Below are 26,351 nucleotides of genomic sequence, written 5' to 3'. Positions count from 1 at the left end.
CCGTCGCGTCCCGTTCCCACCGCTGTTTATACAACGGCAAGCGTTCATGTCTTAAATTATGGACCTGCGATCCTTAACGGCGACGACACGATCCAAATTAACAGCGCTCCCTGGACCGCACAGCTGGCCAGCAGTACACTGATAACTACGACTGATCCGTCCACGGGACTGCCCATTAGCGTTCCCACGGATAATCCGAATGATCTGCTCTCGCCTGGTCAGGCGCAGTATCTGATCGACTATGACACGCATCAGATCGCGATCCCATCCGCGAGCTACGCACAAAATTTTGTTTTTACCGTTACGGTCCAGGATGGCAACCCTGTCGTCCAAAAGACAGTCACCGTTTCTGGGGCTCTCGCTGCGGGAGATTCTGGATGGAAACCGGTCGACTTGACCAGCACAGGGGTGTCCTCTTCGGCAAAGTGGATGGTGGGAACTGCGGTTTTGTATCGCCCTTTCAGTCGCGGCGACACAGGCGTGCTGGTTTCAAACCATACGCTGAGCGCATTTGGTAACGATCCCTATCAGTTCCAGGTGCGTTATGGCAGCTATGGTCCACATGCGGCAAACGTGGGCGTCATTGACTTCAATCCCCTTGCCGGCGGCAGCAGCGGAACGCAGCCGTTGAAGGCGCGTATCAGCTATCTGGTCTATAACTGGCACATCCTGCACGAAGATCACGCGCTGCCTTACAAGAGTGAAGATCGTACGGTGCGCCTCGGAATCGATAATTTGAAGAAGCTGGGCGACGTGCAGCATGATCAGAGTCTTTTCAAGGGCATCTTCGATTCCGCAACGACTGATGAAGCGGCTGACTTCATGGTCTGTAACCTCGATACAGGCTATACCGCGATCTTCAACTCGATCGATCCTGTGAAGGGACCGGCGACCGATCTCGACAGCGACACTCCGAACAAGCAATACGTGGGAGTGAGCTACAAGAACGGACGCATCACGTTCCCCATTGGAAACACCGAGCCGACCAGCCCGGCTTATAATGATCCGAACCCGACGCCCAATTCGAACGGCGTGCATATTCGCATCTATTATATGGGATCGGCGGACTGGGGCGTAGCGCTTCAAAAAGCGCCGGCGCGGTTCCTTCCGACTTCCAACAAGCTTGATCTGGTGACGAACAGCGCTGCTCCGCCCAATCTCTATTGGGTGAGATCAACTGGGGGCGCGCTTGGGGTTTGTTTCCCCAACTGCGACTACGGCAAGACGGTCGAAATCTCAGGTGTGCTGAATTATACGGATACTTCCGGAAATGCGGCGATCATGGCGATCTCTTCCGTCACGTCGGCGATCAACAATCCGGATCAAATTAATTTTAAGGATATCGGCTATATCAATATCGGCCCCGTCCCGGCGAATTGCGATACGACGAAGCCGATATCGATCAGCTCCGTGCGCGGAGTCTCCGCCAACGCGCTTGTTGTCTGGCGCGAGAACGATCAGTGGAAGAGCCAGATTGTGGACACGCTGCTGCCGCGCAATTGACGCCGGCGCTGTGCAATTAATCGAGCGATGAACAGATTTATGCGACATATAAACGTCCAATTGACCGAACATAAGAGCCTTGCCGCACGTGGCCGAGCGCGTCTTGCCTTCACTATGGTGGAGCTGCTGGTCGTGATCGGCATCTCGGTGCTGCTCTTTAGCCTGCTGCTCATTCCGCTGGTGAATTCGCTGTCTCTTACTCAGCAGGCGCAGGCGACCGCAGCCGCCCAGGATTCCGGGCGTAAGACCATGGAGGTCATTACACGCGAGCTTGGCAGCGCCGCCTTTATCTATGACGGCGCCAGCCATCCTTTCGCGGCGACCGCAGCGTTCGCGGGTACAAACGGGTCGCAATATCCCGTGGATCGGTTCACGAACTTTTTGAACCTGCAAATCCCAACCAGCGATGCAGGGGGGCTGGGGCTTGGGCACGTTTACGATGCAAAGCTTGATTTTGTGAATCCGCGCCATCAGCCTGGTTTTACGGATCCCACGACGGATTCCGAGGCAAAAATCGATCCGGTGACCAAGGTCATCCAGCCGACCGACCTGCTTCTGCCGTCCGCCCCCGGTACGACAATGGTGCGCTATTTCGTGGGCTTGAAGAATCCAGAGCTTCCTTACCGGAATACGCATGAGAATTCCGGCGCTTCGTCCGGTGCGGACAACACCTATGTTCTCTATCGCGCACAGTTCGCTCCTTTTAACAAAGACGGCAGCGTCAACGCCAATCTCTTTGCCGTAAACGCCGCCGGGAAAATCGAGCTGGACGACCCGGACTTTTTCCGCAAGGTCAACGACAACGATGTCAACTGGCTGGATCCGGCGCATGCAGCCTATGGCGGCAACGCCGCTGGCCATAATAGTCGGTTGGCCAGCTGGGAAAAAATCGCGCAGCGTGTCATCGGGGCGCCGCAGGTCGATCTGCTGCTGCTGCCGCATAAGTCGGATGGCTCGATCTCTTACGACACAACGTCTGCGGATGCGAATGTTGTTAAGACCGCGCACTACGGCGCCATGACCGATCCAGTCACGGGAGACGCCTGGCCGGTTGTCAATACGAGCGTGAATTTCCGGCCCACGGTGACCAACGACGCCACGCCGGCGACCAACGTTGAGTACGCTAGTGCGGGCGTGCCAGCCAATGCGGTGGATAACGACGGTCTGCCGTACATCCCGACGTTGTACCGAACGACGGGGCAGTCCTGGAACGAGCCGTTTACGATTAACCTGTATCCTGCGAACTTCAATTCGGCGACGGATACGTTTTTCCGGATCGAGCGCGCGACTGCCGATGTTGCGGCGTCGCAAATCAACGCGGGCGATTTAGTGGAATATCAGATCGCCGGCGCGACCGTCATTCCTGTTTGCAATATCACCAAGGGCGCGCCGGTGGTGGGAAGTCCCACGAATAACTATATTCCGGCTCTGGTCAATCCCGATGCGGGAACCATCCGCTTTGCGGTGACTGCTCTGCCTGACACCACGAAGCCGTTCGAAACGGATTGGAACACGGCGCCCACGCTGTCTCCGTCGACGGGAGAGTACTTGATCGACATGAAGACGCTGCCAAAATCCCCGCTGGGGCCGGCAGCTTCGACGGGAAGCGTGCAGAACGCCGTCATTGTCCCTGGTTCAGTCCGTGTGTTCGGCCCGGAAGTCGATGAGAATGCATCTCAGCTCGTCAGCCCAACCAGCGGGTCAACCGTGACGACAAAGGTTCTTTACCGCGCCGTCGGACCGGGAGAGACTCCGAAGGGCGATCAGTACAGGATTGACTATAAAAATGGGACGATCCTGTTTGATAACGATAGCAATATCAGTTGGTCGAGCGCAACCGCCACGACTCCGATTTCAGTCCAATGGAGCTACCAGGCGAACCTGACGACGGCCAGTTCAGCGCAGCCGATTTCGCTTGCGAACCCGGCGCTTCCCATGACCGTGAAAGTCGATTATCAATCGCGTGATTTGATTGCCGTGAATATCGGCATACGTATTTACCCGACCTCGGGCAATCTGGCGCAAATTGTCCCCGTCAGCAGCAATGTGAAGGTTGGCAACAGCAACCGCTAGCGCGCAGTATAGGCATGGTTTCGATGAAGAGCAACTCCACTATTGTCGTTATGAATAAAAACAATCGCTCTCTCCGCGCGCAGCGAGGGCAGACGATCGTGATCGCCCTGCTCGTGCTGCTGCTGCTGGCGTTCGTCGGCGGCCTGTTCGTCACGATCGTCGCCAATAATGTACACAACGGCAATACGGCCGGCGTTGTGCAGACTGCGGATGATTACGCGCAGTCCGGCATAAGATTCGCTCACGACCAGCTGATGAACAGTGTCGATGGCGCCGACTGGCGTCCCCCCGTAACGCCTGTCGCCTCAGTCAGCCCCAACGACCCGGACGGGGATTACTTGAAAGCAGGATACGCCCGCTACGACACAGGTAACGGCCGTTTCCTGGTTCGTCTGACGTACGATCCGCTGGGCATCTATAACAACTATAAAAACCCTAACGGCGCTGCGGGCGACCCGACCGCAAGCGACCCGCTGGCGCGCTACATTAGGATCGAATCCGTCGGGCGCGACGGCCATGTCAGCAGCAGCGACCCGACGACATTTCGCCGCGGCCGCAGCGGCAAATCGATCGCGAAACTGGTCGGCTATGTCGCGATCGGCATTACGGACTATGGCCGCTTCATTACCGATATTGATCGCCGATCGGAAGTGGCGAGTATCGGCGTGCCCAGTCTCTACGACGCTATCAACAAACTGACGACGCCTGGCGTTTTGGACTTCGACGGGGCCCCCAATAAACTGAAGCCGTATCCGATCGTCACGACGATGGGAGCTCCGGATGCTTATCTGGCGATGACGACTGGCGGCGGCGTAAATTTCTACGCGCCGAACCCAAATGTCGGATCCGCTCCGCCGTCCGGCGTCACCGCCGTTCCTGGCGGCGGATCGTTCTTTTCCAATGTCCCCGTTCGCTTTTTCGGCGAGAACGATTTCTACTTAAATCGGCCGGCCTCTCCGGGCGCCGTTACCGTGGCCGACGGCGTGAATATCTTCGGCGACCTGATCCTGGATCACTACGATCCGGCGTCGGCCTCCACCGCCGGTTACCTGGGCCAGCAGCCTTCACAAATGGTGCTGAATCCCACGACTGGATCGGGAACCACCTACGTCGAGCCCAGCTCCAGCCCGAATGGGTTCAATACATTTGCCGGGGCCGTACGCGACGGCAATGCTGGATCGGCGGGGAATGATCAGTACGGCTATCCGCGCTACATCAAGCGCCTGGAGCCGCCGAAGCTGGACAATGTCGACCCGGTGACGAATCTTTCGCGATACCGCTCCATGGCGATCAATTCCGCGCCGCGCGGAACCGCGACTGGAACCGCCGGATCAAATGGGTACGGTCAGGTAGTGTATATCAACAATACCGCCGACATCCAGAATGAAAGCTCAAAGCTCACTAGCGGATATACGCTGGTGGATGAGTGGCTCAACCGCAATCCCGGCGCCGCCACTACTTACGCGAATCAGGGCAAATGGGTAGGGGACATCTACGTTCCGCCGGGCGTCGAAATCACGTTTGGACTGCTGCCTCGCGCAGCGGCTTTCAGCCCGAACGTCTACGGTGTGACCCTGGTCCGCAATGATGTGGATAAGGGTGGAGTTCCGATCAAGTGGCCTAATCCCGACGGCACGCCTGGCTCCAGCAACATCCTGTATATTCCGTTCACGGACTTTGCACACGGCACGGCGGCGAATCCCAACTGGGACGTCGTGATTGTGGCGGAAGGCAACGTTCGCATTCACGGCATCGTGAGCGCCGATCCGAACGGTACAGGATCGCCAACTGCGGACGATAAGGCGGCGCGTCATGTCACCATCGTGACGAACGCAACTGCGTACATTGACGGCAGCCTGCTCAAGGGCAACCCGCAGTCCACCATCGCCGTCCTTGCCCGCGATTATGTCTGCGTCAACACCACGCAGTTCACGGCGGGCACGGAAGTCACCAATCCGCGTAATGATCTTTCGGTCCCGGTGACGTTCGTTCCGGCGCACTCTTACACTAATCAGCAAGAGCTCATCAATCTCGGTCCGGACAACAACATCAACTCTTATCTGGTTCAAGAGTTCTCATTTGCCTTTCCAGGCAGCACACCGGCCATAAAGTATGGCGCAAATAATCTGGCGCTGTATTTCGGCGGTCAAACCAATGGAACCGATGCAGAAACTGCGACGGTGAAGTTTGCGCTGATGAATCCGCGCACCGCAAGCAGTTTCGGAGTTCCGACGGCGAATCCGGACCCCACGGATGACGCCGCGGCATTTTGGACACGAACATTTACAAATGTCCTTCATACGACTCAGCCGATCGGCGGTTTGCAGGAGCTTGGCGCGAGCGGAGCTAACCTCAATGCACTCCTCCAAGATCAGCCATTGCAGCTATGGACCGGCCAGACCACGGCGGACATCACAGGCTCCAAAGCCGATGTTCAGCTAGATCGTGTCGCCATTCTGCCGATGGACGTTCGAATTGAAGCAGTGCTTTACGCTCAGAACAAGTCGTTCTTCGTGATTCCTGGCCAGTCGTTCAACACCGATACTGCGGACACTGTCAGCAAATACAGTAAGCAGAATAATTATGTGACCGATAGTGCTGGAACTCTGAAATATTTGACGCGTGGAGCTGCTCTGAATAATTCGGAGCTGGATCAGCAGCGGTATCCGTTTGCGGGTCAGCCGATCGATCTGAAGATCACGATCAGCGGCGCGGTGTCTGAGGCTCGGCCGGCGGACATCAGCGCGCAGAATGCCTGGATGCAGAAGTGGGGATGGATTCCCCAGTATCATGGAAGCAAGATCGGCGGCGCGCCGGCTGCCGCCGATACGGCGATTGCCGCAGAGGCGGCGGGGCACGTGGGCGCTAGCGGGCCTGCTACGGGACTGTCGATTATTTATGACCCGCAATGTGCGTTCCCGTACTACAACAATGCAGGGACCTGGACCCCGTTCCGGTATGACACAAACTTCCGGCCGCTGCCGTTCACGCCGCGCTTGCCGGTTTGTGAGAGCATGCTCTATGTCGGACAGGCTCCGGACGACCGGCCTTAACTCTCTTTTATACGGCTGCCTCTAGTTACGAGACATTCGAATGGCTCGCCGGCGCAATGCGCCGGCGATGCGCCGATCATTTGGCAAGGTAAACCTATGCTTCGCAACTTTCGATTTGCACACGCCGCCGCCGTCGCTGCGCTTCTCGGCCTCAGCGTGACGGCTTCCGCGCCGGTTCACGCAGGGGCTTACACCTACAATACACAGGAGCGGCAGATCAACGCCGGCGTTCTCATCCTTCAGGACGCCTACAGTACAGTCACGCCTAAGCCAGACCTGCCGAATTACGATCCATACCCGTTTTATATCTTGAACCAGCGTACGGATGTAAAACCGGCGGGCTGGAGCATCGTCAATCCGATGGCGCCGAAGATCGTCACAGCGGATATCCTGGCGACCTGGAACCCGGTCACGCAGCAGATCCCGGGAGATCCGTATGGGATAGGATCGGGAAAGAGCGCGTACACGCTTGGCGCTCCTGTTACACAGAATATGGCGGCGTACTGGGAAGTACGCGTGAATTCGTCGACGAGCGCCGATGATCTGCGCCAATTCGATATTCTGCTGCTGAATATTCGCCAGGATCCTAGCCTCTCGACCACGACGCAAACCGGGATTCGGTTTACCGCGCAGCAGAAAGAACTTCTTCGGCAGTACGTCGATGGTGGCGGACAGCTGCTAATTGAAGCGCCGACAGCGGCTAATAAGATTGAAGACCTCTTTTTCCCTGTCGCGTTTACCGGAGGCAATTTCACGGGCGCCAATCTTCCTGAGGTTGACACGAATGTCCTATTTCGGCATCCCATTCTGAGCGAGCCGAATATCCTCGCGCAAAACGAATTGATCTCGCTCGGACATTCCGCAGAATTCGGCGCCGGGCAAATTGGACGGGCTTTGAGCATATTCGACGCGAGTGTTACGGATCCTTATGGTTTGCTGAGCGACGTTTTATATAGCGGCGGCACAGATGCCGTAATTAAGGCGGGACAGCTGGGCGCTGGTGAGGTCATTGTGGACACCACGGCGAGCACCCATTCCATCAACGGCTTTTTGGGCGGGAGCGACGTCACGGGGAATTTTGCTCCTCCGAACGCTTACATTGCCCCCAACTCCGGTCCCTACTGCAATAGCAGCGCGGGCGGCGCAATTGCTTCGGGTGTCTCATCCGCATTCACACGCGCTCCGATCGCCGATATGAAGTTCCTTGTGAATGTCATGAGCTGGGCTGGCGTCCACAGTTCGGAAAATGGCGGCTCGCATCAGAATTCGGCCTCGACCGATGTGATGGCGTCTTCCGTGACGCCGACCTGGAGCGCAGTTGGCGGAGGCATTGCGCCTCCGTCTGTGACATCCGCTCCCTTCTATATTGCCGGAAGTCCTGGGTCCGCCATCTTCGGCCACTATGTCGCTTCGGTGGACAAGGGCGGAATCGTCCATGTCTATGATCTCATTCCCGGTGAAGATTTGGACGCCAACGGCAATCCTGACGATGGGAAAATCGCGGACTATCAGAATGGCTCCTCCTGCGACGAACTCTGGAACACATCCGTAGGACCGTTTGCGTCGGCTCCGACAATCGCCACACCTCCTGGGAAGCAGCCGCAGGTATTCGTGGAGCTCGCTAACGGCAGCGTGAAGGCATTCAACCTGGTGACGGGTGACCCCGCCGCTATTCCCACCCCAATCGCGGGCACGTCTCCCTTGTATGGAAGCGGTGGGGCGCCGGTCCCTGGTTATGCTCCGGCGCCGACCTATTATGGCGGCAAGCTCTATGCTGGCCGCGCGGACGGCACGGTGGCTGTCTATGATTATGCGAAAAATTACACATGGGCGTTTTCCTTACAGCCGGGGCTTACTCCCGCTAACGCCGTCGCAAATCAAGCGGTCACTGCTCCGCCCGCGGTCGCGCTGAATGGCGCCAATGGACAGGCATACAGCAACGATTTGATCCTTTATGTTTCGACGAACCGATTTATCTACACGGTTTTTCTGGGAGCCTTCAATGAAACGCTGACATCGAACGGGGGCGGGTACCCAACGAAGCTGGTAAACATGTCGCCCACCGGCAATATTGAGGATACCCTCCCCGCGACTGGTATTTCTCGAACATTCGACATTCTTAATGGATACGAAGTTCCGGGCGGAGCGGGCGGGCCGAGTGGAAACCAGTTTACCGGCGTTGGCTCGTCGACGATCGGAGCGGACTATTTCGCCGTGCCGGCGGGTGGATCCGGGCAGGCCGTCGTGCGCACGGTGGTGGGTGCCAGTGACCAGTCCAAGGCGTTCGGAATAGGAAGTCCGCCGACTGGCGACTTCAGTGCGTTTGTGTCCGCTCCAGCGATCGACAAGAACGGTTACGCTTATGTGACGGTGACGGACCCACTGATCGGCAACAGCGCCATTGAGTGTATTCAGGATGGTTTGACGATCGCGGATCGCCGCGTGCGATGGCGGTTCCGTCTGCCGTCCGCCGGCGATGCGGGAACAGTGGATGCTGATGGGATCGATTATTCCCCGCGTCTGATGGATATGCACTTCATCGGCGCTCCGGTGCTGGATCGCAACGGCCGGGTTTATGCGCTGGCGGTGGACAATACTGCTGGCGGAAATCGCGCCGCTGTGCTGTGTTTCGACACGAACCAGTTGGTGACCGCCAATATCTTTGGTACGGGAGGAGTGGCCACCGGAACCGTCGCTTCTTACACGATTACCCAGCCGCGCGCCGACAACCTTTCGGAATTCGGAACGCCGTCTGTTGTGCCGCTGATCCAGGGACTGCAATTCAACACTCCCAGAAATGGATATGTCGAGTTCTCCAACTTTGCCGTGCCCGGATCGGGAGGCGCGGGGATCTATCCGAACCTGAGCGAGCCGCAGCCGGTTCAAATCTCGTATACGCTCTACGATGGCACAAATAACGTTCCTGTCGGCCCCGTTTCCGTTCCGGTCAGCACCAATATGAAGTGGTGCGTGTACCAGACGACGAATGCTCCTGTCTCTGCGGGCCTGACACTGGTGGGAGACTACATTTTCTTTGCGGATACGTCCGGTTTGGTCTACCGCGTGGGCGTGCAGATTTCTCCGTCCCTGGTGAACGCCAACTTCCGCTTCCTGGATGGAGCGGCGCCGGGCAGCAAAGATCAGCATCGCAAGCAGCTCTGGGAAAAGCAGGCGACGGGCCTTAGTGTCATCGACTCTATCCCCGCGTCCGGCAGCGGCTCGCTGATCTTGAACGGTTACGATACCGCCGGAGGGCAGATCTTCCCTGGAACTATTGCCCTGCAGAATAAGAAGACCGTTGTGCTTGACGCCGATCGTTTGTCGGAGTTCGACGCCGATGGCGATCTGGTCTGGTCCGTGGACTCCACGACGAAATCGACGGTGGCCGGCGGTTACTTAGATACCACTGGTACGGGTGCGCTGCCGGGCGCCACCGGCAAAGTCGTCGTTACGCATTCCGATTTCAACCATCCGGCGTCTGTCACGCAGCTCAATCAGAATAACTTCCTGATCGCGGATACCGGCAACAACCGCTGCGTGGAAATCGATCGCACGGGTAAGGTTGTTTGGGAATTGACCAGTTTCCGTGATCCCAATGGGGTACTGGCGAACTCTGGGCAGCCGACGACGCTCAACCATCCGACCAGCATTCGGGGACGAAGCTATTATGACGCGACGAATCACATCACGACTGTCACGTATTTGATCGCTGATACCGGCAATCACCGAATTATCGAGATCAGTGATGCGTTCTTGAACGGCGTTGCCGCGACAACGAATAATCATCGGCTGAGATGGGTCAGCCATACCTACGACACGCTGGCGCGAAAGTATAATTATGTCAGCGCGGATTATCTGTTTGCCCCGGACGGCTCGCAGTATATCGTGGGGCTGATCGGCAACTACCGGGTGGGGCAGTTCGGATCATCCGTCCTCGGCGCCGCAACGCTCCCTGTGGGAACGCAGCCGCCGGCCAGCGCGGACACGCCCGGCGGCAGTATCGTCATGCTCGATTACACGGCGCCAGGAGCCACGGCGGCTGCCGGAACCGCATCGGGCTTTATCCACGTCGACCAATTCGGCAGTGGGGCCAGCGCGGATTATCGACTGCGAACCTACTCGGACTTTGGCGCGTATTTGCAAACGAGCGTCGGGGATCGTAATAAGTACGATGTCGATACGGCCGCCAAAGCGGTGGCGGGTAATACGCTTGGCCAAGGGACAAATAATGCAATCTCTCTGACGAGGCCACGCTTCCTACAAACATATGTCACCAGTGTCGCCGGAACGCCGGTCTTGAACTTCTTGGTGACCGATGCGGATGGAGCCTTTGATTTGCGCCTTGTGGACACTGTTGGGGGGCATGGCGGTAGCCTTGGATTTTACCGTCCTGTCGCGCAATGGGGATTCACGAACGTGGATTACAATCAGATGATGACGCCTGTTAAACGGGGCGATGTTTCATTTGAGCGCACCAATATTCCGTTCTCGGCAACGAGTCTACAAATCACCGGACACGATAGAATAACCATTGGCGTCACGCCGTGCATTATCGGCGAATACTTAATCAGCGCTGCAACTCCGCAGGGAGACACGGGATCGGCGATGGGTGACCCGAATTTCACGATTGGAGAAGAATTGCCGCCAACTTCTAAGACACCTCCGCGGATCGGCGGCGAAGTCTTTCAGATTAAGTATGGATCGATCTATCGTGGCGGTAAGAACCCTCCGTCCATACCGTATGACAACTCATATTGGAACGCGGGATTGCCAACCATCAGTCGGCCGACGAACGGCGCCGCATTAGTGCAGCCCACGGGTGCACTGACGCCCCTCTAGGGAATAAAATCCTCGTGACGCAGCCGCCGATCGCGGCTGCGTTTGATGTCCAAATGAGCGTTTCCTTTGCCTGGAGAGCGATCGGGCTAGGTCTGAAAATTATGTATCGAAACAAGTCCCTTTCTTTATTCAAGCGGTCTGCGGCGTTTGTTGCCGGCGCAATGGCGCTTCTGGCGACGAGCGCCGGCGCGCAGTCGCCTACTGGAACTTCGCCTAATACTCCGCGTCCCTACAGCTGGCCGTCGTTCCACGCCGGGCGTTATGAAGATCCGTCGACGACGGGAATCGATCCGACGCAGACGGCTGAAGAGTATATCAGCCAACTGCTGGGAACGCCGTCCGGCCTCTTCACGGAGCCGGTTGGATACCCAACGCCAGGAGCCACCCTCTGGACGCAGATTCCGAGCTTCCTGTTGGGTAACTACGATCCCGCAAACCCGCCGGGAGGATTCGGAGCTGTGTCTCCATATCCCGTCAACAATGCGGACCTTCACAATTTCCGTCCCAATACGTTCAGTACAAAGTACATCGCCTATTGGCTGGCGCCATTTGCCTACGCGGATGCACTCGTTGGCGGCGGAACCGTGGATGATTCCGTGATTGCGACGCCCCAGTTTTCGACGACCGGAACATGGACATCCATCACTGGAAACCCAGTCGCCGATACTGCGACTGGCCTCGAATATCAAACCATTGCCGCCAGTGGAGCGGGGTCCACCGCGACCTGGATCATCACCGTTCCAGCCACGGGTAACTACTCGATTGTGGCGCACCTTCCGGTCAGCGCTCCCAACGCCTCGACAGCCGCTCATTACGACCTCAGTTCAAGTAATGCTGGGTTTACTGCGGATAAGGTGATTGTTTCGCAGAAATTTGGCGGGACGGTCAGTTTGAAGTCGCCAGTATTTCTTACGGCGGGATCGACGGTAACAGTCGTTTTAGATGACAGTCTGAATACAAGCGTCGCTGGTTCTCTTGTCATCGCGGACTCGATCTCGCTTCTCAGCACCGCTGGCGCCGATCAGATTGTGGATGAAGAAGACGTTCACAACGTGTCTCCTACGGATTTCGATACGACGGGAACTTGGACGGCCACCACGACGCCGGAAACGGCAGGATCGGCCTCGAACGGGACCTATCTGAGAACCCCGACCTCCACGCCCGCGAACGCTACGGCGACTTGGCAGTTCAAGCCGACGCTGTCGGGACTTTACCAGGCCACGGTCCATATTCCCAATTCCGATACGCTGGCGGTTGGCGACGCGGCGAAAGAATTCCGGATCACGGACGCCCATTATGTCATTACGGTGACCCACAACGCGGTTACGCGTAAGGTCGTTGATGTCACGAAGAGCCAAACAGAGGCGAACAGCGCGACACTGCTGGGCGCTCCATTCTCCGTCTTCGCCAATGACACGGTCAAAGTCACCCTGTCGAATGAAACGGCAAACACGCTGCCTACGGGAGCCATATCGCAATTTTATGTCGTCGCAGACACGATGATGCTGTCGCATACGACTGCGGCCACCGTCGACAGCAGTCCGGTCGCGGTAAACGCGACAGAATATCCGGACATCAAGGATGCACTTTATCTGGGAGTCCAGGCCGGCACAGTGACGACGGAAGATCGAGACCCTGCGACCAATCTTCCTCGTTATCGCGGCAATATCACTGTAGGTGTGGACAATCCGGACGCAACACGCCAGATTCGGCAGCTCGTATACTTTGGACGTAATGAGACATTGACCGGCGACGGCACGGACTCCACAATCGACGATACCCTTTCTGGGGCTAAGTTCGTGACCGCCGGTACCTGGACGGGCGTGAGTGGTACGATCGCGGCGGACACGGCGGTGAACGCGGAATACCTCACGGCTCCTGTCGGTACGGGGACGGCAACCGCGATTTGGAAGATACCTGTTGCGACCGCCGGCACGTATTCGGTCACCGTGCATTTGCCGACTGCGGCCCCCGATGCGTCGACATCGGCGCACTACACCATCGCCTATAACAACGGCGCCGCCCAGTCTACTGCGGTCACAATCTCGCAGGCGGGAGGCGGGGATGTGGTCCTGCTGAGCAACGTTTTCCTCGCCGTTTCAACAACAGTGACGGTGACACTCGATGACACCGCCGGCGCCGCCGTCGCGCCGGCAGTCGTGATTGCGGACTCTGCTTCCATTACGACTTCCGCGAACCGAATCGGCCGTGTCTATTGTGTGGACGGCTTGACAGGCGGCGTCGTTTGGCGCTACACGCTGCCGGGCATCAATACCAAGGTCAGTGCGGTCAGCACGAACACGGAGATCCATTCGACGCCCGCAGTGGCTAAGTTCAACGTTCTGACCGATAACTTCTCGGCCACACAAAAGAAATTGTGTGTTGTGGTTTCCGATGACGGCGGCCATGTCTATTGCCTGGACGCGGTCGGCAATCGTGATGGGGACAGCATCGACCCCAACTCCGACAAGGTCGGAACTACGACGGCGTACTGGATCTGGCGCCCGGATCAGAACCATGTCAAAGTCATTAAGGACAATGGCAGCCAGGACAACTCCACTCCAGAAAAAAACAAGACGTTTGATTCCGCGAGCGATCTGTTCGCGCCGCAGGCATTCCAAACCGCATCGCCGACTATTGCTGTGGATGGCTCAGGCAACGGTACGATCTATATCGGCAACAAGAATGGCGTTTTGTATGCGCTGGACGCCACCGGGGCGCCCGCGTATTCCGATCCCGCCGGCGTCAACGATATTTCGCCTTACCTGCGCAGCGCTCGTCTACTGGGTAATCTTTCCGATGTCACCAAAGCAACGGCCAAGCCAATTTGGTGGTTCAGCGTGAGCGGCTCCGCCGCCGGGGGAGCGGGCAGCGCGGCGATCGAATCGGCTCCATCCCTGGACTCGAACGGCGCGGGCACATATCGCATTTACTTTGGCTCCAGTCATGAACTGGGGGGGACTTCCAATTACGGCCGTATCTACGCCCTGGACAGCACCGGCCCGGACGCGCCGCCGAACAGTCCGAATGCGACTGTCAAGCCCGGCACGAAGGGATACAACACTTCCGTTGCAGCATGGGAGTTCCCACGCGCTCGCGAACTCTCGGCGGCGCTGAAAGTCCGCCCCGCACTGGGCAGCATCACCGGCTCGCCGGTCGTATATCGCTATCCCGGCGCGGCTGCGACGAGCATCTATTTCGCCGCGAATACCGGCGCCGAAATCCCAGCCGGCTCGGCGGCGGGAACCGCCCCCGCACGAGATTCGGATGGAAACACGGGACGTATTTGGAGCATTCAGCCCGGCGCCACTGCGGCAAGCTTTAACTGGGCGTATCCTACGACGACCGATCCGAACGCCGTCGCCTTTGATACGACGGTCCAAACAACCCTGCCGATCGGCGGGTTCCTGCACGCCACTCCGGCGGTCGGCGTGGTGCAGTTCCCAAAGATCATCCAATACGATCCGCCGGCGCCCAAGGATTACCTGCACGTTGACGCCGTGAACAACACGGCTGTTGGTGTTCGCGGCCAAAACGTACCGATGCTCTATGTCGGTACGGCGGGCCAGGACAATGCAATGTACGCGCTCGACTTGCTGGGATCAGATGACTCACAGCGCGGCGTATATCGCATAGACGCTCCGAACGGCAGCCGGTTCGAATCCTCGCCGGCCTTGCTTGTCAACGCCAACAATACTCCCGCGGGCGGCAGCGGTGGGATGGTGTACTGCACAGCGGGAACCCTGCTTTATCAGTTCAGCGCCACGCCGCTGTCGAACAACACGGTCAACACAGATGATCCCAGCGGATATCAGCCGTTCGCGCGTATCGCCGTGGACGCCATCTTCGGAAACTGCGGCCCGGTCTCATCGCCGACGCTGGCGGCGGCGGAGGTCACGGATATTAGTCCGAGTCTTGGCGTAGGACTGACGAATACCACTGACTGGCTCTATGTCGGCGACACCACGACAGGCCTGACGAAAGGTCTGACACCAGCGACACAAAACGGCGGCTTCGATCCCGGCACATTCATTCCCGGGCAGCCGACGCTGCCGCCAGGTATTGATGTGCCCCCGGCTTATTCGCCGATTGAAACTCTGCACATCCATATCTTTGACGGCTCGGCGGCGCACCCTGGTACGAGCACGAATATGGGCGACGAGAATAAAGTCGGCCAGGATCTGCCGGTCTTTGAGTGGGGAGACAACGCCTATATCCGGGTCAGCAACATCGTTCCCGCCAATCCTGCGGATGGCGACGCCACCCTCCGTATGCCCGATCCCGATCCGGCAAATCCTGGAGTGTACTACTTCACGGATGGCCAGCCCGTGACGGTGCAGATCGGTGATGTCGGGCCTACGATCACAGCGAATGACAACGGAACCATTCCGAATATCAATCAGCTGCTCGCGGCATCGCTGCCCGCCGACGGCTTCTATGTACGCTCGGATCCGTCAACGATTGATCCACTGGCGGACTCGAACGCTACTCAGCAGAAATGGTTCGGCGCGTATACCTACGCGATCCGTGACGGCACGGGTCGTTTGAATACGCCCGGCTCCATGAGGCGTGTGACGCTGGCGCGCCAAACGGCGCAGGTTCGCACTGTTGCAGGAAACGCCTATGTAGGCACTGTCACACTGCAGTCGCAGATCGGCAACTCTCAAGTCGATCCGACCTTCGGTATCTTGAACCCTCTGGCTTTGGCAGGAAACGCGCCGAGGGTGGACAATGCAGATGTTGCAGTTGGTCTTCTTGGGATTGGCCCAAACAATGCTGTCGCTGCTCCAATCAATGGGGCAGACGCGCAGGCGCTTGCGAATGGCAATACCATCTATTCAGGGGCTGTGCCTAAAAACGGCTACAGCCTGGGTGGGGGCGATCCGACGAATCCGTCAGCCGGAACGAGCGGCGCGGCCGCCACGACCTATCCGACATTCTACCAATCCGTCGCCACGGCGACCGGTGAAATCAATCATGGATCGAGTGGGACAAATCTCACTAAGATCAATGGAATCGTTCAGGGCGGACTGCAAATTTCGGACCGAAGCAAGCTGCCCACCACTGGTGGAGTGCTTCGGATCCGCATGGAGCAAGCTCCATTGCAATGGAATGACCCTACAGGAATTGATGGCGCTCAAGCGACGATTAATCCACTTCCATGGGAGACAATGCCTGTATCGTTTGCGGCTGGAGCAAATCGCAGTCCTGATTATCCAGACATCGCCAGCAACAACGTGTCTGAACTCCTGCAATTCCGGCCTATTCTTGGAGGGTCGCCAACGACAAACCTGAATACTTCCAGTGGACAGGTAACAGCACCCGGGCTTCCGTACCAGCCGAGCGCGATCAAGCTTACCGTCCATACGCCGAAGTACCAGCCGGCTAACCTGACCGGCGGTCTGGCGAACGGAGTTGCGAACGGCTACCATACTCGGGTGCGCGTGTTTGTCGACAGCAATCAGAACAGCGTGTGGGACTTCGGCGAAGCGTACCGTGATGTTGATTTGCAGTCGGGCGTCCTTCCAGATATGTCGACCAGCATCGTTGAGAACACGACGGATGTCGGCGCTGTGCCACAGGGCTTCGGTCTGCACACGGACGCTTACTCGGATCTTGGTTCATTCCTGCCTCCCGGCGACCCGTTCGTTTCGCCGGCCGTTTCGACGCCCGGCAACTATGGCCAGTTCTTCAAGCCCGTGACGGTGCATAACAATGGCAACGTTAACCTTGTCAATGCGCAGTTCGATCAGCGGATCTACCAATATCCTGCCGGCAACCCTCGACAGGATCTCAGCATCGCGCTCCTTTCGGAGGGAGTGGATAATACTTCCTCCATCCAGGCGTACGATAATGCTCAGTTGACAGGAACGAAACGGTATTTGGTGCGCACCTCGATCGACCATGACTTAACGGCGATCGTGCAGAACCCTGTGGTCGCTGGAAAGTATCCGGGCGCGACATTCCATAAATCGCGTGTCGGCGATGGCTCGCCGTCCGTGCTGTCAGTTCCAGACCGATCCGCCGACGATTACGGCGTCTCCAGCAACCCGTATGTCAGCGTCGCCGTTCCGTTCGGCACACCGATCGGCACATACCATCAAACGCTGCGGCTGTTCGAAGGAATGGATACGGCGGGGTATAACTGGCTGGTCGGCCCAACGTACGTTGGCCAAAAGGCGGGACATGCCTTGATCACTCCGGCTTCAGCGGATGCGATCCAGCTGGATGGTTTCGCACAGATCGACACGGGCGGGAAGCTGGAATCGGTTCAGCCATACAGCGAGCCCGGCACCACAGTGAAAGTCAGTGTGACCGAAGCCCGTCTGACCAAGAACAAGATCTTTGGCGACCTGCCAATGATCGACGATGCGGGAGCGTCCGTAGGCTCCAACTATCTGCCCTCCGCCTTCCGTGATCTGTTCTGGGGAACTGGCGTCGGTGGTCCTTTGGGATCGGGTAAGGTAAATCTGCTCTGGACTTCGACCCGCTCGACTCCGGCGTCGATCTTCTCCACGGCCCTTCCCAGCCTGGGGTCGAACTTCCCGCTGAATGGATTTACGGCGAATTCCGCTGCGAGCTGGTTTGCAGCGCCTATGAACCCAACGGCGGTCGCGGGTCTGAACGCCGGCGCCTCGGTGGCGCAGGAACAGCATGTTTATGACGCTAACGGCGATCGGTTTATCAGCTCGGGCGCTGCTTATGGTTTCTACGGTAACCTCGTTGGCAGCGCCACGGACCTGATCTGCTCGAAAGTTGATATGACTAGCGGCGTTCCGATGCTGACTGGAACGGCGTCCGATATTACACAGAACGACCATATCACTCCCAAATATGGAGTTCATGGGCTGAAAGTGTCCAGCAACCTCTCGGGATCTGGAGTAACATTCCCGTCCGCGAACGGCGGAGCGAATTCGATTAGTGAAGACCTCTGGGCGTTCTGGTACACCGGCGCGCGCGGCGGATCGAGTATCCAGTATTCGGCGACTACGACAACCAATAGCGGCGATGTGACGGGGACCTGGCGCAACCCGGCGACACTGCCTATCCCCGCCGGGCTCTCGGCGGTATCCGACCCGAGCGCCGTTCTGATCCCTGGGGCTACGCCGCAGATCCAAGTGACCTATACGGGCGTCAGTCCGGATGGCAACTCGGATATTTACTACAGCTACTATCAGCCTTTTCATCCGTACAAGGCCGATCCTGCTAATCTGGCGGGGAATGGGGCCAGTCCGGATGACACGAAGGTCGGCCTGCTGCTCATGGCCATGCCGGCAATCAACGAGTACCTCCAGCCGGACGCCACTAACCTTTGGTGGCAGGCGCGCGATGTGGCTTGGCTGCGGATGACGACGCTGCCAATCAACATCAATAACACGGCGCTGGTGGCGCCGACGCCGCCGACTTATGACCGCGCGAGCGGACTGCTGACGTTTACCGGCGTCACCGGCGGCCCGAACCAGTCGCAGACGGTCTACATCGACCTGGCGCGCGGACGCGTTCGCTTCCGCCCATCCCTGCCCAAGAACGCCGTGGTCTATGCGACGTTCCAGCCGCGGGCGAAGCGTATTACGACGGACGCGCTGGCAGATTCGGCGGCGACGACGATACTGGACGAGGCCTTCAAGTACAACGAAAACGGCCTGATTGGATCGCGTGTCTCTACCGGTCGGATGTGGTATATCTACCGGAAGTCGGGTGGAGCGGGCGCAGGCGTTAAGCCGTCTCTCTTCTACAAAAACCAGCGTTTGACAGTGGACCTGCACGACGCGAACAACAGGACGATTAGCATCAAGCTCAATGATGCCGGTCAGCCCATTGTCACTGTCAGCATGGGTTCGCTGGGAACGATCTACGATACCAACACTCCGACAGGCAATGTCGATATTGACTGGAAGCGCGGACGTCTGTACTTCCCGCTGAATATCGGCGGGACCCGGACTGAAGGCCAGCAGGTGACCGTCAACTTCACATACGACGACAAATCTGCTAGTGGCGCGCCTGGTCCTGCTATCGTCTCCAATGTCCAGTGGATGGACGAAGCACGTGGTACAGACATCGGCTCACCCAGCGCGGAATCGAAATCCGGAGGCGCGGACTCCTCAGAACGAGCGATTCCGATGAAGACGGTCGTCAATGAGAGCGGCGTCACCGCCTTCCTTGATCCGTCCGCATACGCGGATGTCCTGGGAGGATCGTACCAGTACGACGTTCTCAGTGCGGGCTACATCAAGAAGTCGACCGACCTGCCGCATAACATCTGGCTGTTCTGGTCGAGCAACCGAAATGGGGCGGGGGACTTGTATTCCGAAGTCCTCAATCCAAGGTTCTCCTCAGATACGCCTTAGTTGAGACATGCAAAAGGGCCGGGACGCAATCGCGTCCCGGCCCTTCTTTTTTGGCAATCCTATCTTTTTGTAGATTGGGTTATTTGCGGCCGCTGGCGGGAAGCAGCTTCTTAAGCTGATTCATCTCGTCGCGCAGTTCGGCGGCCCGCTCGAACTCCAGCGCGCGCGCTGCCTGCTTCATTTCCTTTTCCATGTCCGCCAGAGTCGTCATTAGCTGATCCAGCGGCATCGTCTCCGGGTTCTTGCTGCGCGAGACGTTGTAGTAGCTCTTCTGCTCGGCCACCTTGCGCGACTCAATGACCTCACGAATCGCTTTGTCTACGGTATAGGGCGTGATGCCGTGTTCGATGTTGTACGCCGTTTGAATGGCGCGGCGGCGGTCGGTTTCTCCGATCGCGCGCTCCATCGAGCCCGTGATCCTATCGGCATACATAATGACCTGGCCGCCCAGATTACGCGCGGCGCGCCCGATCGTCTGAATGAGCGACGTTTCCGAGCGCAGAAAGCCTTCTTTGTCGGCGTCCAAGATCGCCACCAGCGAGACTTCGGGCAGGTCCAGCCCCTCGCGCAATAGGTTAATGCCGATAAGGACGTCGAACACGCCCAGGCGCAGGTCGCGCAGGATCTCCGTACGCTGCATCGTCTGAATGTCGCTATGCAGGTAAGTGACCTTGACATTCAGATCTAGAAGATACTCGGTCAAGTCCTCGGACATCTTCTTGGTGAGCGTCGTCACGAGCACGCGCTGCTCGCGCTCTACGCGCGTTCGGATCTCGTTGAGCAGGTCATCCACCTGTCCCTTGGTGGGGCGAATGATGATCTCCGGATCGACCAGTCCCGTCGGGCGAATGATCTGCTGGACAATCTTGCTGGAGTTCTCACGTTCATACACTGAGGGTGTCGCGGAGACGAAGACGCATTGATTGACGCGCTCCTGGAACTCTTCAAATCGCAAAGGGCGGTTGTCGCCGGCGCTGGGCAATCGAAAGCCGTATTCGATCAGCGTATCCTTACGAGCTTTGTCGCCGTTGTACATCGCGCGCAGCTGCGGGAGCGTCTGGTGCGATTCGTCGATCACGATCATAAAATCTTTAGGGAAGTAGTCCAGCAGGGTATTGGGGGCGGTGCCGGGCGCTCGGCCGTCGAACCAGCGCGAGTAGTTTTCAATACCACTGCAGAACCCAACTTCCCGGATCATCTCCAGATCGAAGCGTGTGCGCATCTCGATGCGCTGCGCTTCCAATAGTTTCCCCTGCTGCTTGAACAGAGCAATTCGGTCGTGCATCTCGTTTTCGATGCCGACAATCGCCGCTTCCAAGCGGTCCGGGCTGGTGACGAAGTGCGAGGCGGGGAAAACCGTGATCTCGTTCTTGGTCTGTAAAACCTCACCGGTCAGTGGATCGACCACGACGATCTTCTCGACTTCATCGCCGAAAAACTCGACGCGAATGACGACTTCCTCGTCGGCCGGCTGAAGCTCCAGGACGTCGCCGCGTACTCGAAAGGTGGAGCGTGTGAGGACAATATCATTGCGCGTGAACTGCATATCCACCAGACGCCGCAGAATGTCGTCTCGGTCGTATTCCTTGCCCTTTTCAAACGACAGGATGATCTTGGCGTACTCTTCCGGCGCGCCGAGGCCGTAGATGCAAGAAACGGAGGCGACGATAATTACGTCACGCCGCTCCAGAACAGCCTGCGTGGCTGAGTGACGCAGACGGTCGATCTCGTCGTTGACGCTGGAATCTTTTTCGATAAATGTGTCGGTGGATGCGATATAGGCTTCCGGCTGATAGTAATCGTAATAAGAAACGAAATACTCGACGGCGTTTTCACCGAAGAAGTCTCGGAACTCCGAACACAGCTGCGCGGCGAGCGTCTTGTTGTGCGCGATCACGAGGGTGGGGCGCTGCACCTTTTCGATCAGATTCGCGATTGTGAAGGTTTTGCCCGTACCGGTGGCGCCAAGAAGCGTTTGATAGCGCTCTCCCGCCTCAATCCCCTCCGCAAGCTGACGGATCGCCTCCGGCTGATCGCCCGACGGCGTGTACTTCGAGATGACTTTGAACTGTCCCATGCCGAAACCTCCCGCGCTGACCGTATCCCAAAATTATACCCGGTCCGGCGTGGATCGAACGTATGAGCGATCGCGCGGAAACGATAACTTTATCAGCTCGGCTCAATGGTCAAATCGTTTTGGACGGTTTTTCCGGAGGGAAGAGTGTCGGCGGCAATGCGTCCGGCGAGCGCCTTTTGTTTGGCGTTCTGAACTTTGCCGCGCAGTTTGACGCCGTCCGAGCCGGCGTCCACGCGGATGGTTTTGGGGAGATTGGCGTTCGCCTGGATGGCGGCGGTGACTCGCGCGCCCAGGCTCAGTTTATCTAACTGCGGCTTGGCGGTCTTCAGCGCCTTGTCCGCTTCGTGCTGAACGATGGCGGCATTGTTCTTCGTGTCGTGTTCAACGCCGTTGATGGTGCTTTGGGAACAGCCGGCGCCGAGTAATCCGGCGCCGATCAGAATGGAATATGAGAAGCTGCGATGCAGTGAGATCATGAGTATGACGCCTCCTTGGCTATCATTCCCAAATCTCGCATGAGGTAACCGTGTGGGAAGCGCGTTAAGCGGCGCACTCCAGCTCGCATTCCACCACTGTGGGAGCCAGTGAGACACGATTACGACCGCTATGCTTGGCGTCATAGAGCGCCGAGTCGGCGGCGACGATCAGCTGCGCGGGGGTCTCCATTGTTACGGTCAGCATGGCGGCGCCGAAGCTTGCCGTCACCTGGCGATGGGGCCATTCGGCGCTTTCGACTGCGGCCCGGCAGCGCTCGGCGATGACGGCCGCGCCGTGTACGTCCGTGCTGGGCAGGATAAGAACGAACTCTTCGCCCCCATAGCGCGCGACCAGATCTTCGTTGCGCACGCAGCTCTGAAGGATCCGCGCAATCTGCCGCAGGACTTCGTCACCGGCGGGATGGCCGAAGTTGTCGTTGAATTGCTTGAATTGATCCACATCAAGCAGCACGGCCGACAGCGGCGAGAGATGGCGACGGGCGCGAGTCATCTCTTCGCGCAGACGATCCTGAAACGTACGATGGTTTTTCAGGCCTGTCAGCCCATCAGTCGTCGCCAGTGTCGCGAGCTGTTCGTTGGCTCGCTCCAGCTCGCTCGTCTGGTACTCCAGCACCACATTGAGATCTTCGATCTGGCCGACATGCGCCTTCAATTCATGCTCATGCTGCTTTTGCGCGGTGACGTCGTTGAACGTAGTCACCACGGCGTAGGGCTGATCCATGCCCATCATCATCAAGGGAGCGGAGCCAACGGTCAGCCACTTCACGGAGCCGTCCGCATACTCCACACCCATCAAAACGTCATGCTGCGCTTTTCCGGTGGCGAGGGTTACACGGGACGGAAACTCATCCTGTTCGAACTCCGCGCCCTTTTCATGCAGAATCCGGCATTTTCGCCCAGGACCGACCCTTCCGAAAAGGTCCTCGTCGTTCAGATCCAGGATTTCCCCGGCGCGCTGATTGCTCATTTGCAGCTGGCCGTAGGCGTCGTGAACCACCAGCCCCTCCTGCATGGCGCCGATAGCCGAGCGGAACAGGTTTTCGCTTTCTCGCAGTTCTTCCAGCGCCGCCGTGCGTGCGGTCAGCAAACTTTGTCGGGCTTCCTGTTCGGCGGCTTTGCCGGCGATGGCGCACGCCCAGCCGGAAACGATCTCCAGCGTCCGCAGGTTATCCTCGGAAAACCCGTCGTCCTTACGTGATGCGATCATCATCGCGCCCAGCATTTCGTCGCCGCTGAAGAGCGGAATGATCGCCACAGATTGCACGCTCAGTGACGCAAGCCATTGGGGATCGACCCGCTCATCCTGCGACGCATCAGGTACGTAAATCAGGGATTTGGACTCGCGGCAAGCTCCCAGCAGACCGGTTTCCGTACTGACGCTCTGGTAAAGCTGAGACACAAAGTCGCCGCTGACATAGCTGTAATAAAGGCTGGCGGAGCCTCCCGTGAGAACAACGGCGCCGTCGGCGTCGGTAAGCGTGAGCGCTCGGTCCACCACCATCTGCATCGCGTCATCCGTATCGCCTTGCGTCGTCAGCAGTTCGTGCTGAGCATTGACAAGGGCGGAAAAGTGCTCGCGTTCAGATCGCCAATCGGCGTTGATGGGAGTATTGGTATTCTGCGTTGCGGACATAGTCTGCCCTTAGACTTTCTGATGGCGTAAATTCTAACCTATATATCGGCAGATGCGTCGCCCTGCTTGAGGCTGAATTCTCAGAATCAGAAATTATGCCGCCAGCCCATCACATATTCCGCCAGCCGCAGCAATCCGGCGGCAAGGGTCGCCAGCAGACAGAACCAGAGGATACGCGAGCGGGCCGAGCGTGGCAGAAGGGCGCGGTCGCGCAGGCCGATGAGCATGGGGGCTCCGTCGATAAAAACCGTGAGAAACGCGGTGTAAGCCAGCCAGCCCAATGGGTGAAGCGCCAGCGATTGCCGCAAGTCGCCGTGACCGATCAACACGAAGGCGCGTGTCAGTCCGCAGCCGGGGCAGGGGAGACCCGTCAGGTAATAAAAGGGGCATATTGAAGGGAGGTGAAGAATATGTCCGGATAAGTCCGGCAGTGGGAGCGTGACGCTGAGGAATATGACGGCGCAAGCGGCCAGGCATTCGTGTTTCGCCCGTCTGCTCTCTCTCGCCGCATCGTCCACGTCTGATACCCTGTCTTGCTCGGTCTGACGTTCTCTGCCCACGCTCATGCTAGAGTTTAGCACATTTGGCCACTGGGTAACTGAACAGTGGTAGGAACTTACAAATTCATGAAGCCTTCAGGCTTCAGTAGTATAAAAAACGAAGGAATGCGCCGCGCATTCTTGGAAAGTAAACGAGGAAGGCGATGGGAAATTTTGAATCGCCCAAAGATATTAGCCCTCAACATGCGCTCAATCAAGGGGGATTGTTGTTCGAGAGGCAGTTTCCCGCAGATGCTCGCATTGTTCCGCAGGCGCGCCATGATGCGTTGGCCATCTGCCAAAGCTCGGGCATCACGGACGATGAGTGCACTTCGCTGGACCTCGCTTTGGGAGAAGCACTGGCGAACGCCGTTCGGCATGGCGGTTCGGAAGGCTTTGTTTGCCTCGCCGTATGGAGCTATCAAGGCAATTTGATCCTGAGGGTACATAATGGAGGCCCCGGGTTTGAACCGCCGCAGCCTCCCTATCCCATGCCGGCCGGGTTCCCCGCGACGAGCGGGCGTGGCTTGCCGTTGATGGAAACGCTGACTGACGCCATGATGGTATGCCGGGGGGACGCCAATGAGGGAGGATCTTCAACCTTTCTGGTGAAACACCTCCCAGAAGCAAAAACGGCTATTTAGGAACGTTTATCGGTGATACACGTCGATCAGTCGACAGGAGAAAACACAATGCCGCAGGACAAAGAAGCTCAGCATCGCTACGAGCAAGCCGCCGCCGCCGGGAAGGCTGCGCGCCATGACGAGATCGCGGATCAAGAATTGAACGACGCCTATTTAAAAGCAGACAGCCACACCGGGCAGCAAGGCGAGCTGCCGCCCAATACGGATGCGCTGGACGCGGCTGATGTCAAGGAAGCCTATGCGCTTCTGGAGGACTTCACGCGAGATGCGCTGCATCGCGTCCGTATCGTTCCCGCCGGCGCGCTGCTGAGCGCGGGCGACGCCTATGTCAACCTCCATGATCGGCGACGCGGCGAGCTTCGCGCGTCGGGTGATGAGACAGTGGTGGGAGAGGGCCAGTATTTCGTAGCGAAGAAAGATGTGGACTACGAGATCTGGGACAAGCTGCTTTATCTCGAGCGATAACTCAGTCTCAATACGAGGAAGAAGGCGCGGACCATAGTGTCCGCGCCTTTTTTGCGCCGATTGTATCTGGCGCATGCTCGCCTTCTTCGGGTAAAATCGCGGCGACACTACCCAAGGAGGCGGCTTGATGTTTCCATATCACGTGCACAAGTATTTGATGGGCGCCATCGCGGGAACGCCCGATCTTTTCGAATATCATCTGCAAGACATGACCGAGGAAGAAGCCGATTTTCGTCCCGATCCCGAACGCTTCACGCTGCGCGAAGCAATTACCCATGTCGCCGACTGGGACGAAGTCTTCACGGGGCGTTTGATGCAAACTTTGGAAGACGACTATCCTACGCTCGTCGGCCTTGACGAAGGACAGGTCGCGGTCGACCGCGACTATGCGCACGCCGACTGGAAAGCGCAGCTCGTCCTTCTGCGCGAACGCCGCCTGCGCATGTCCCATCTGCTGCGTAATCTCAACGCCGCTGATTGGGAGCGGGCCGGAAACCATACCGAAAACGGAAAGATGACGATCGCCGATCAGGCTGTCATGGTCGCTGTGCACGACAACTACCATGTGCGTCAGATCGCCGACTTCCGCGCGGCCTACGCCGCGCAGGGCAAGCACTTCGCGGCGCTCTAGGCTGGGCCCTCACCCCCCGGCCCCCTCTCCCAATTCTGGGAGAGGGGGA

General features: G+C 58.0%; 12 protein-coding genes. 8 read left to right on the top strand and 4 right to left on the bottom strand.

The features are described from left to right. The 5 genes from ABIZ35_RS17955 to ABIZ35_RS17935 form a co-directional block, all read left to right on the top strand. Nucleotides 1–1,503: hypothetical protein (locus ABIZ35_RS17955; RefSeq protein ID WP_348221290.1), on the top strand; the 1,503-nt coding region annotated here is incomplete at its 5' end. A gap of 39 nt (nt 1,504–1,542) precedes the next feature. Then, the gene (locus ABIZ35_RS17950; RefSeq protein WP_348221289.1) at nt 1,543–3,576 is read left to right on the top strand and encodes a hypothetical protein; all 2,034 of its coding nucleotides are present in this window, start codon (nt 1,543–1,545) and stop codon (nt 3,574–3,576) included. Nucleotides 3,577–3,599: 23 nt separating this feature from the next. Further along, on the top strand, nt 3,600–6,629 hold the full coding sequence (locus ABIZ35_RS17945; protein WP_348221288.1) for a hypothetical protein: 3,030 nt from the start codon (nt 3,600–3,602) through the stop codon (nt 6,627–6,629). Between the two features lie 96 nt (nt 6,630–6,725). After that, nucleotides 6,726–11,468, top strand: a complete 4,743-nt coding sequence (locus ABIZ35_RS17940; protein ID WP_348221287.1) for a hypothetical protein — start codon at nt 6,726–6,728, stop codon at nt 11,466–11,468. 14 nt (nt 11,469–11,482) lie between these two features. Continuing rightward, entirely contained in the window at nt 11,483–19,816 is an 8,334-nt protein-coding gene (locus ABIZ35_RS17935; protein WP_348221286.1) for a hypothetical protein, read from the top strand. Between the two features lie 79 nt (nt 19,817–19,895). On the opposite strand, the gene uvrB is transcribed toward ABIZ35_RS17935, so the two are convergent. The 4 genes from uvrB to ABIZ35_RS17915 form a co-directional block, all read right to left on the bottom strand. Next, entirely contained in the window at nt 19,896–21,893 is a 1,998-nt protein-coding gene (uvrB, locus tag ABIZ35_RS17930; protein WP_348221285.1) for an excinuclease ABC subunit UvrB, read from the bottom strand. Nucleotides 21,894–21,985: 92 nt separating this feature from the next. Next, nucleotides 21,986–22,369 carry a BON domain-containing protein gene (locus ABIZ35_RS17925; protein WP_348221284.1) on the bottom strand — a complete coding sequence of 128 codons (384 nt, stop codon included), beginning with the start codon at nt 22,367–22,369 and terminating at the stop codon, nt 21,986–21,988. Nucleotides 22,370–22,433: 64 nt separating this feature from the next. After that, nucleotides 22,434–24,023 carry a diguanylate cyclase gene (locus tag ABIZ35_RS17920; protein WP_348221283.1) on the bottom strand — a complete coding sequence of 530 codons (1,590 nt, stop codon included), beginning with the start codon at nt 24,021–24,023 and terminating at the stop codon, nt 22,434–22,436. An 86-nt stretch (nt 24,024–24,109) separates the two neighbouring features. Continuing rightward, complete coding sequence (locus tag ABIZ35_RS17915) at nt 24,110–24,589, bottom strand: DUF2752 domain-containing protein (RefSeq protein ID WP_348221282.1); 480 nt, start codon at nt 24,587–24,589, stop codon at nt 24,110–24,112. A 137-nt stretch (nt 24,590–24,726) separates the two neighbouring features. On the opposite strand from ABIZ35_RS17915, the gene ABIZ35_RS17910 reads away from it, so the two are divergent. The 3 genes from ABIZ35_RS17910 (at nt 24,727) to ABIZ35_RS17900 (ending at nt 26,302) form a co-directional block, all read left to right on the top strand. After that, on the top strand, nt 24,727–25,206 hold the full coding sequence (locus ABIZ35_RS17910; protein ID WP_348221281.1) for an ATP-binding protein: 480 nt from the start codon (nt 24,727–24,729) through the stop codon (nt 25,204–25,206). A gap of 48 nt (nt 25,207–25,254) precedes the next feature. After that, nucleotides 25,255–25,671, top strand: coding sequence for a hypothetical protein (locus ABIZ35_RS17905; RefSeq protein ID WP_348221280.1), 417 nt, complete (start codon nt 25,255–25,257; stop codon nt 25,669–25,671). A gap of 127 nt (nt 25,672–25,798) precedes the next feature. Next, complete coding sequence (locus tag ABIZ35_RS17900; RefSeq protein ID WP_348221279.1) at nt 25,799–26,302, top strand: DinB family protein; 504 nt, start codon at nt 25,799–25,801, stop codon at nt 26,300–26,302. The last annotated feature ends 49 nt before the right edge of the window (nt 26,303–26,351 follow it).

This window comes from Capsulimonas sp., from assembly GCF_039929585.1.
In the GTDB taxonomy this organism is placed as follows: Bacteria; Armatimonadota; Armatimonadia; order Armatimonadales; family Capsulimonadaceae; genus Capsulimonas.
The sequence above is the reverse complement of the archived record's forward strand: the minus strand, read 5'-3'. Positions and strand labels throughout refer to the sequence as shown.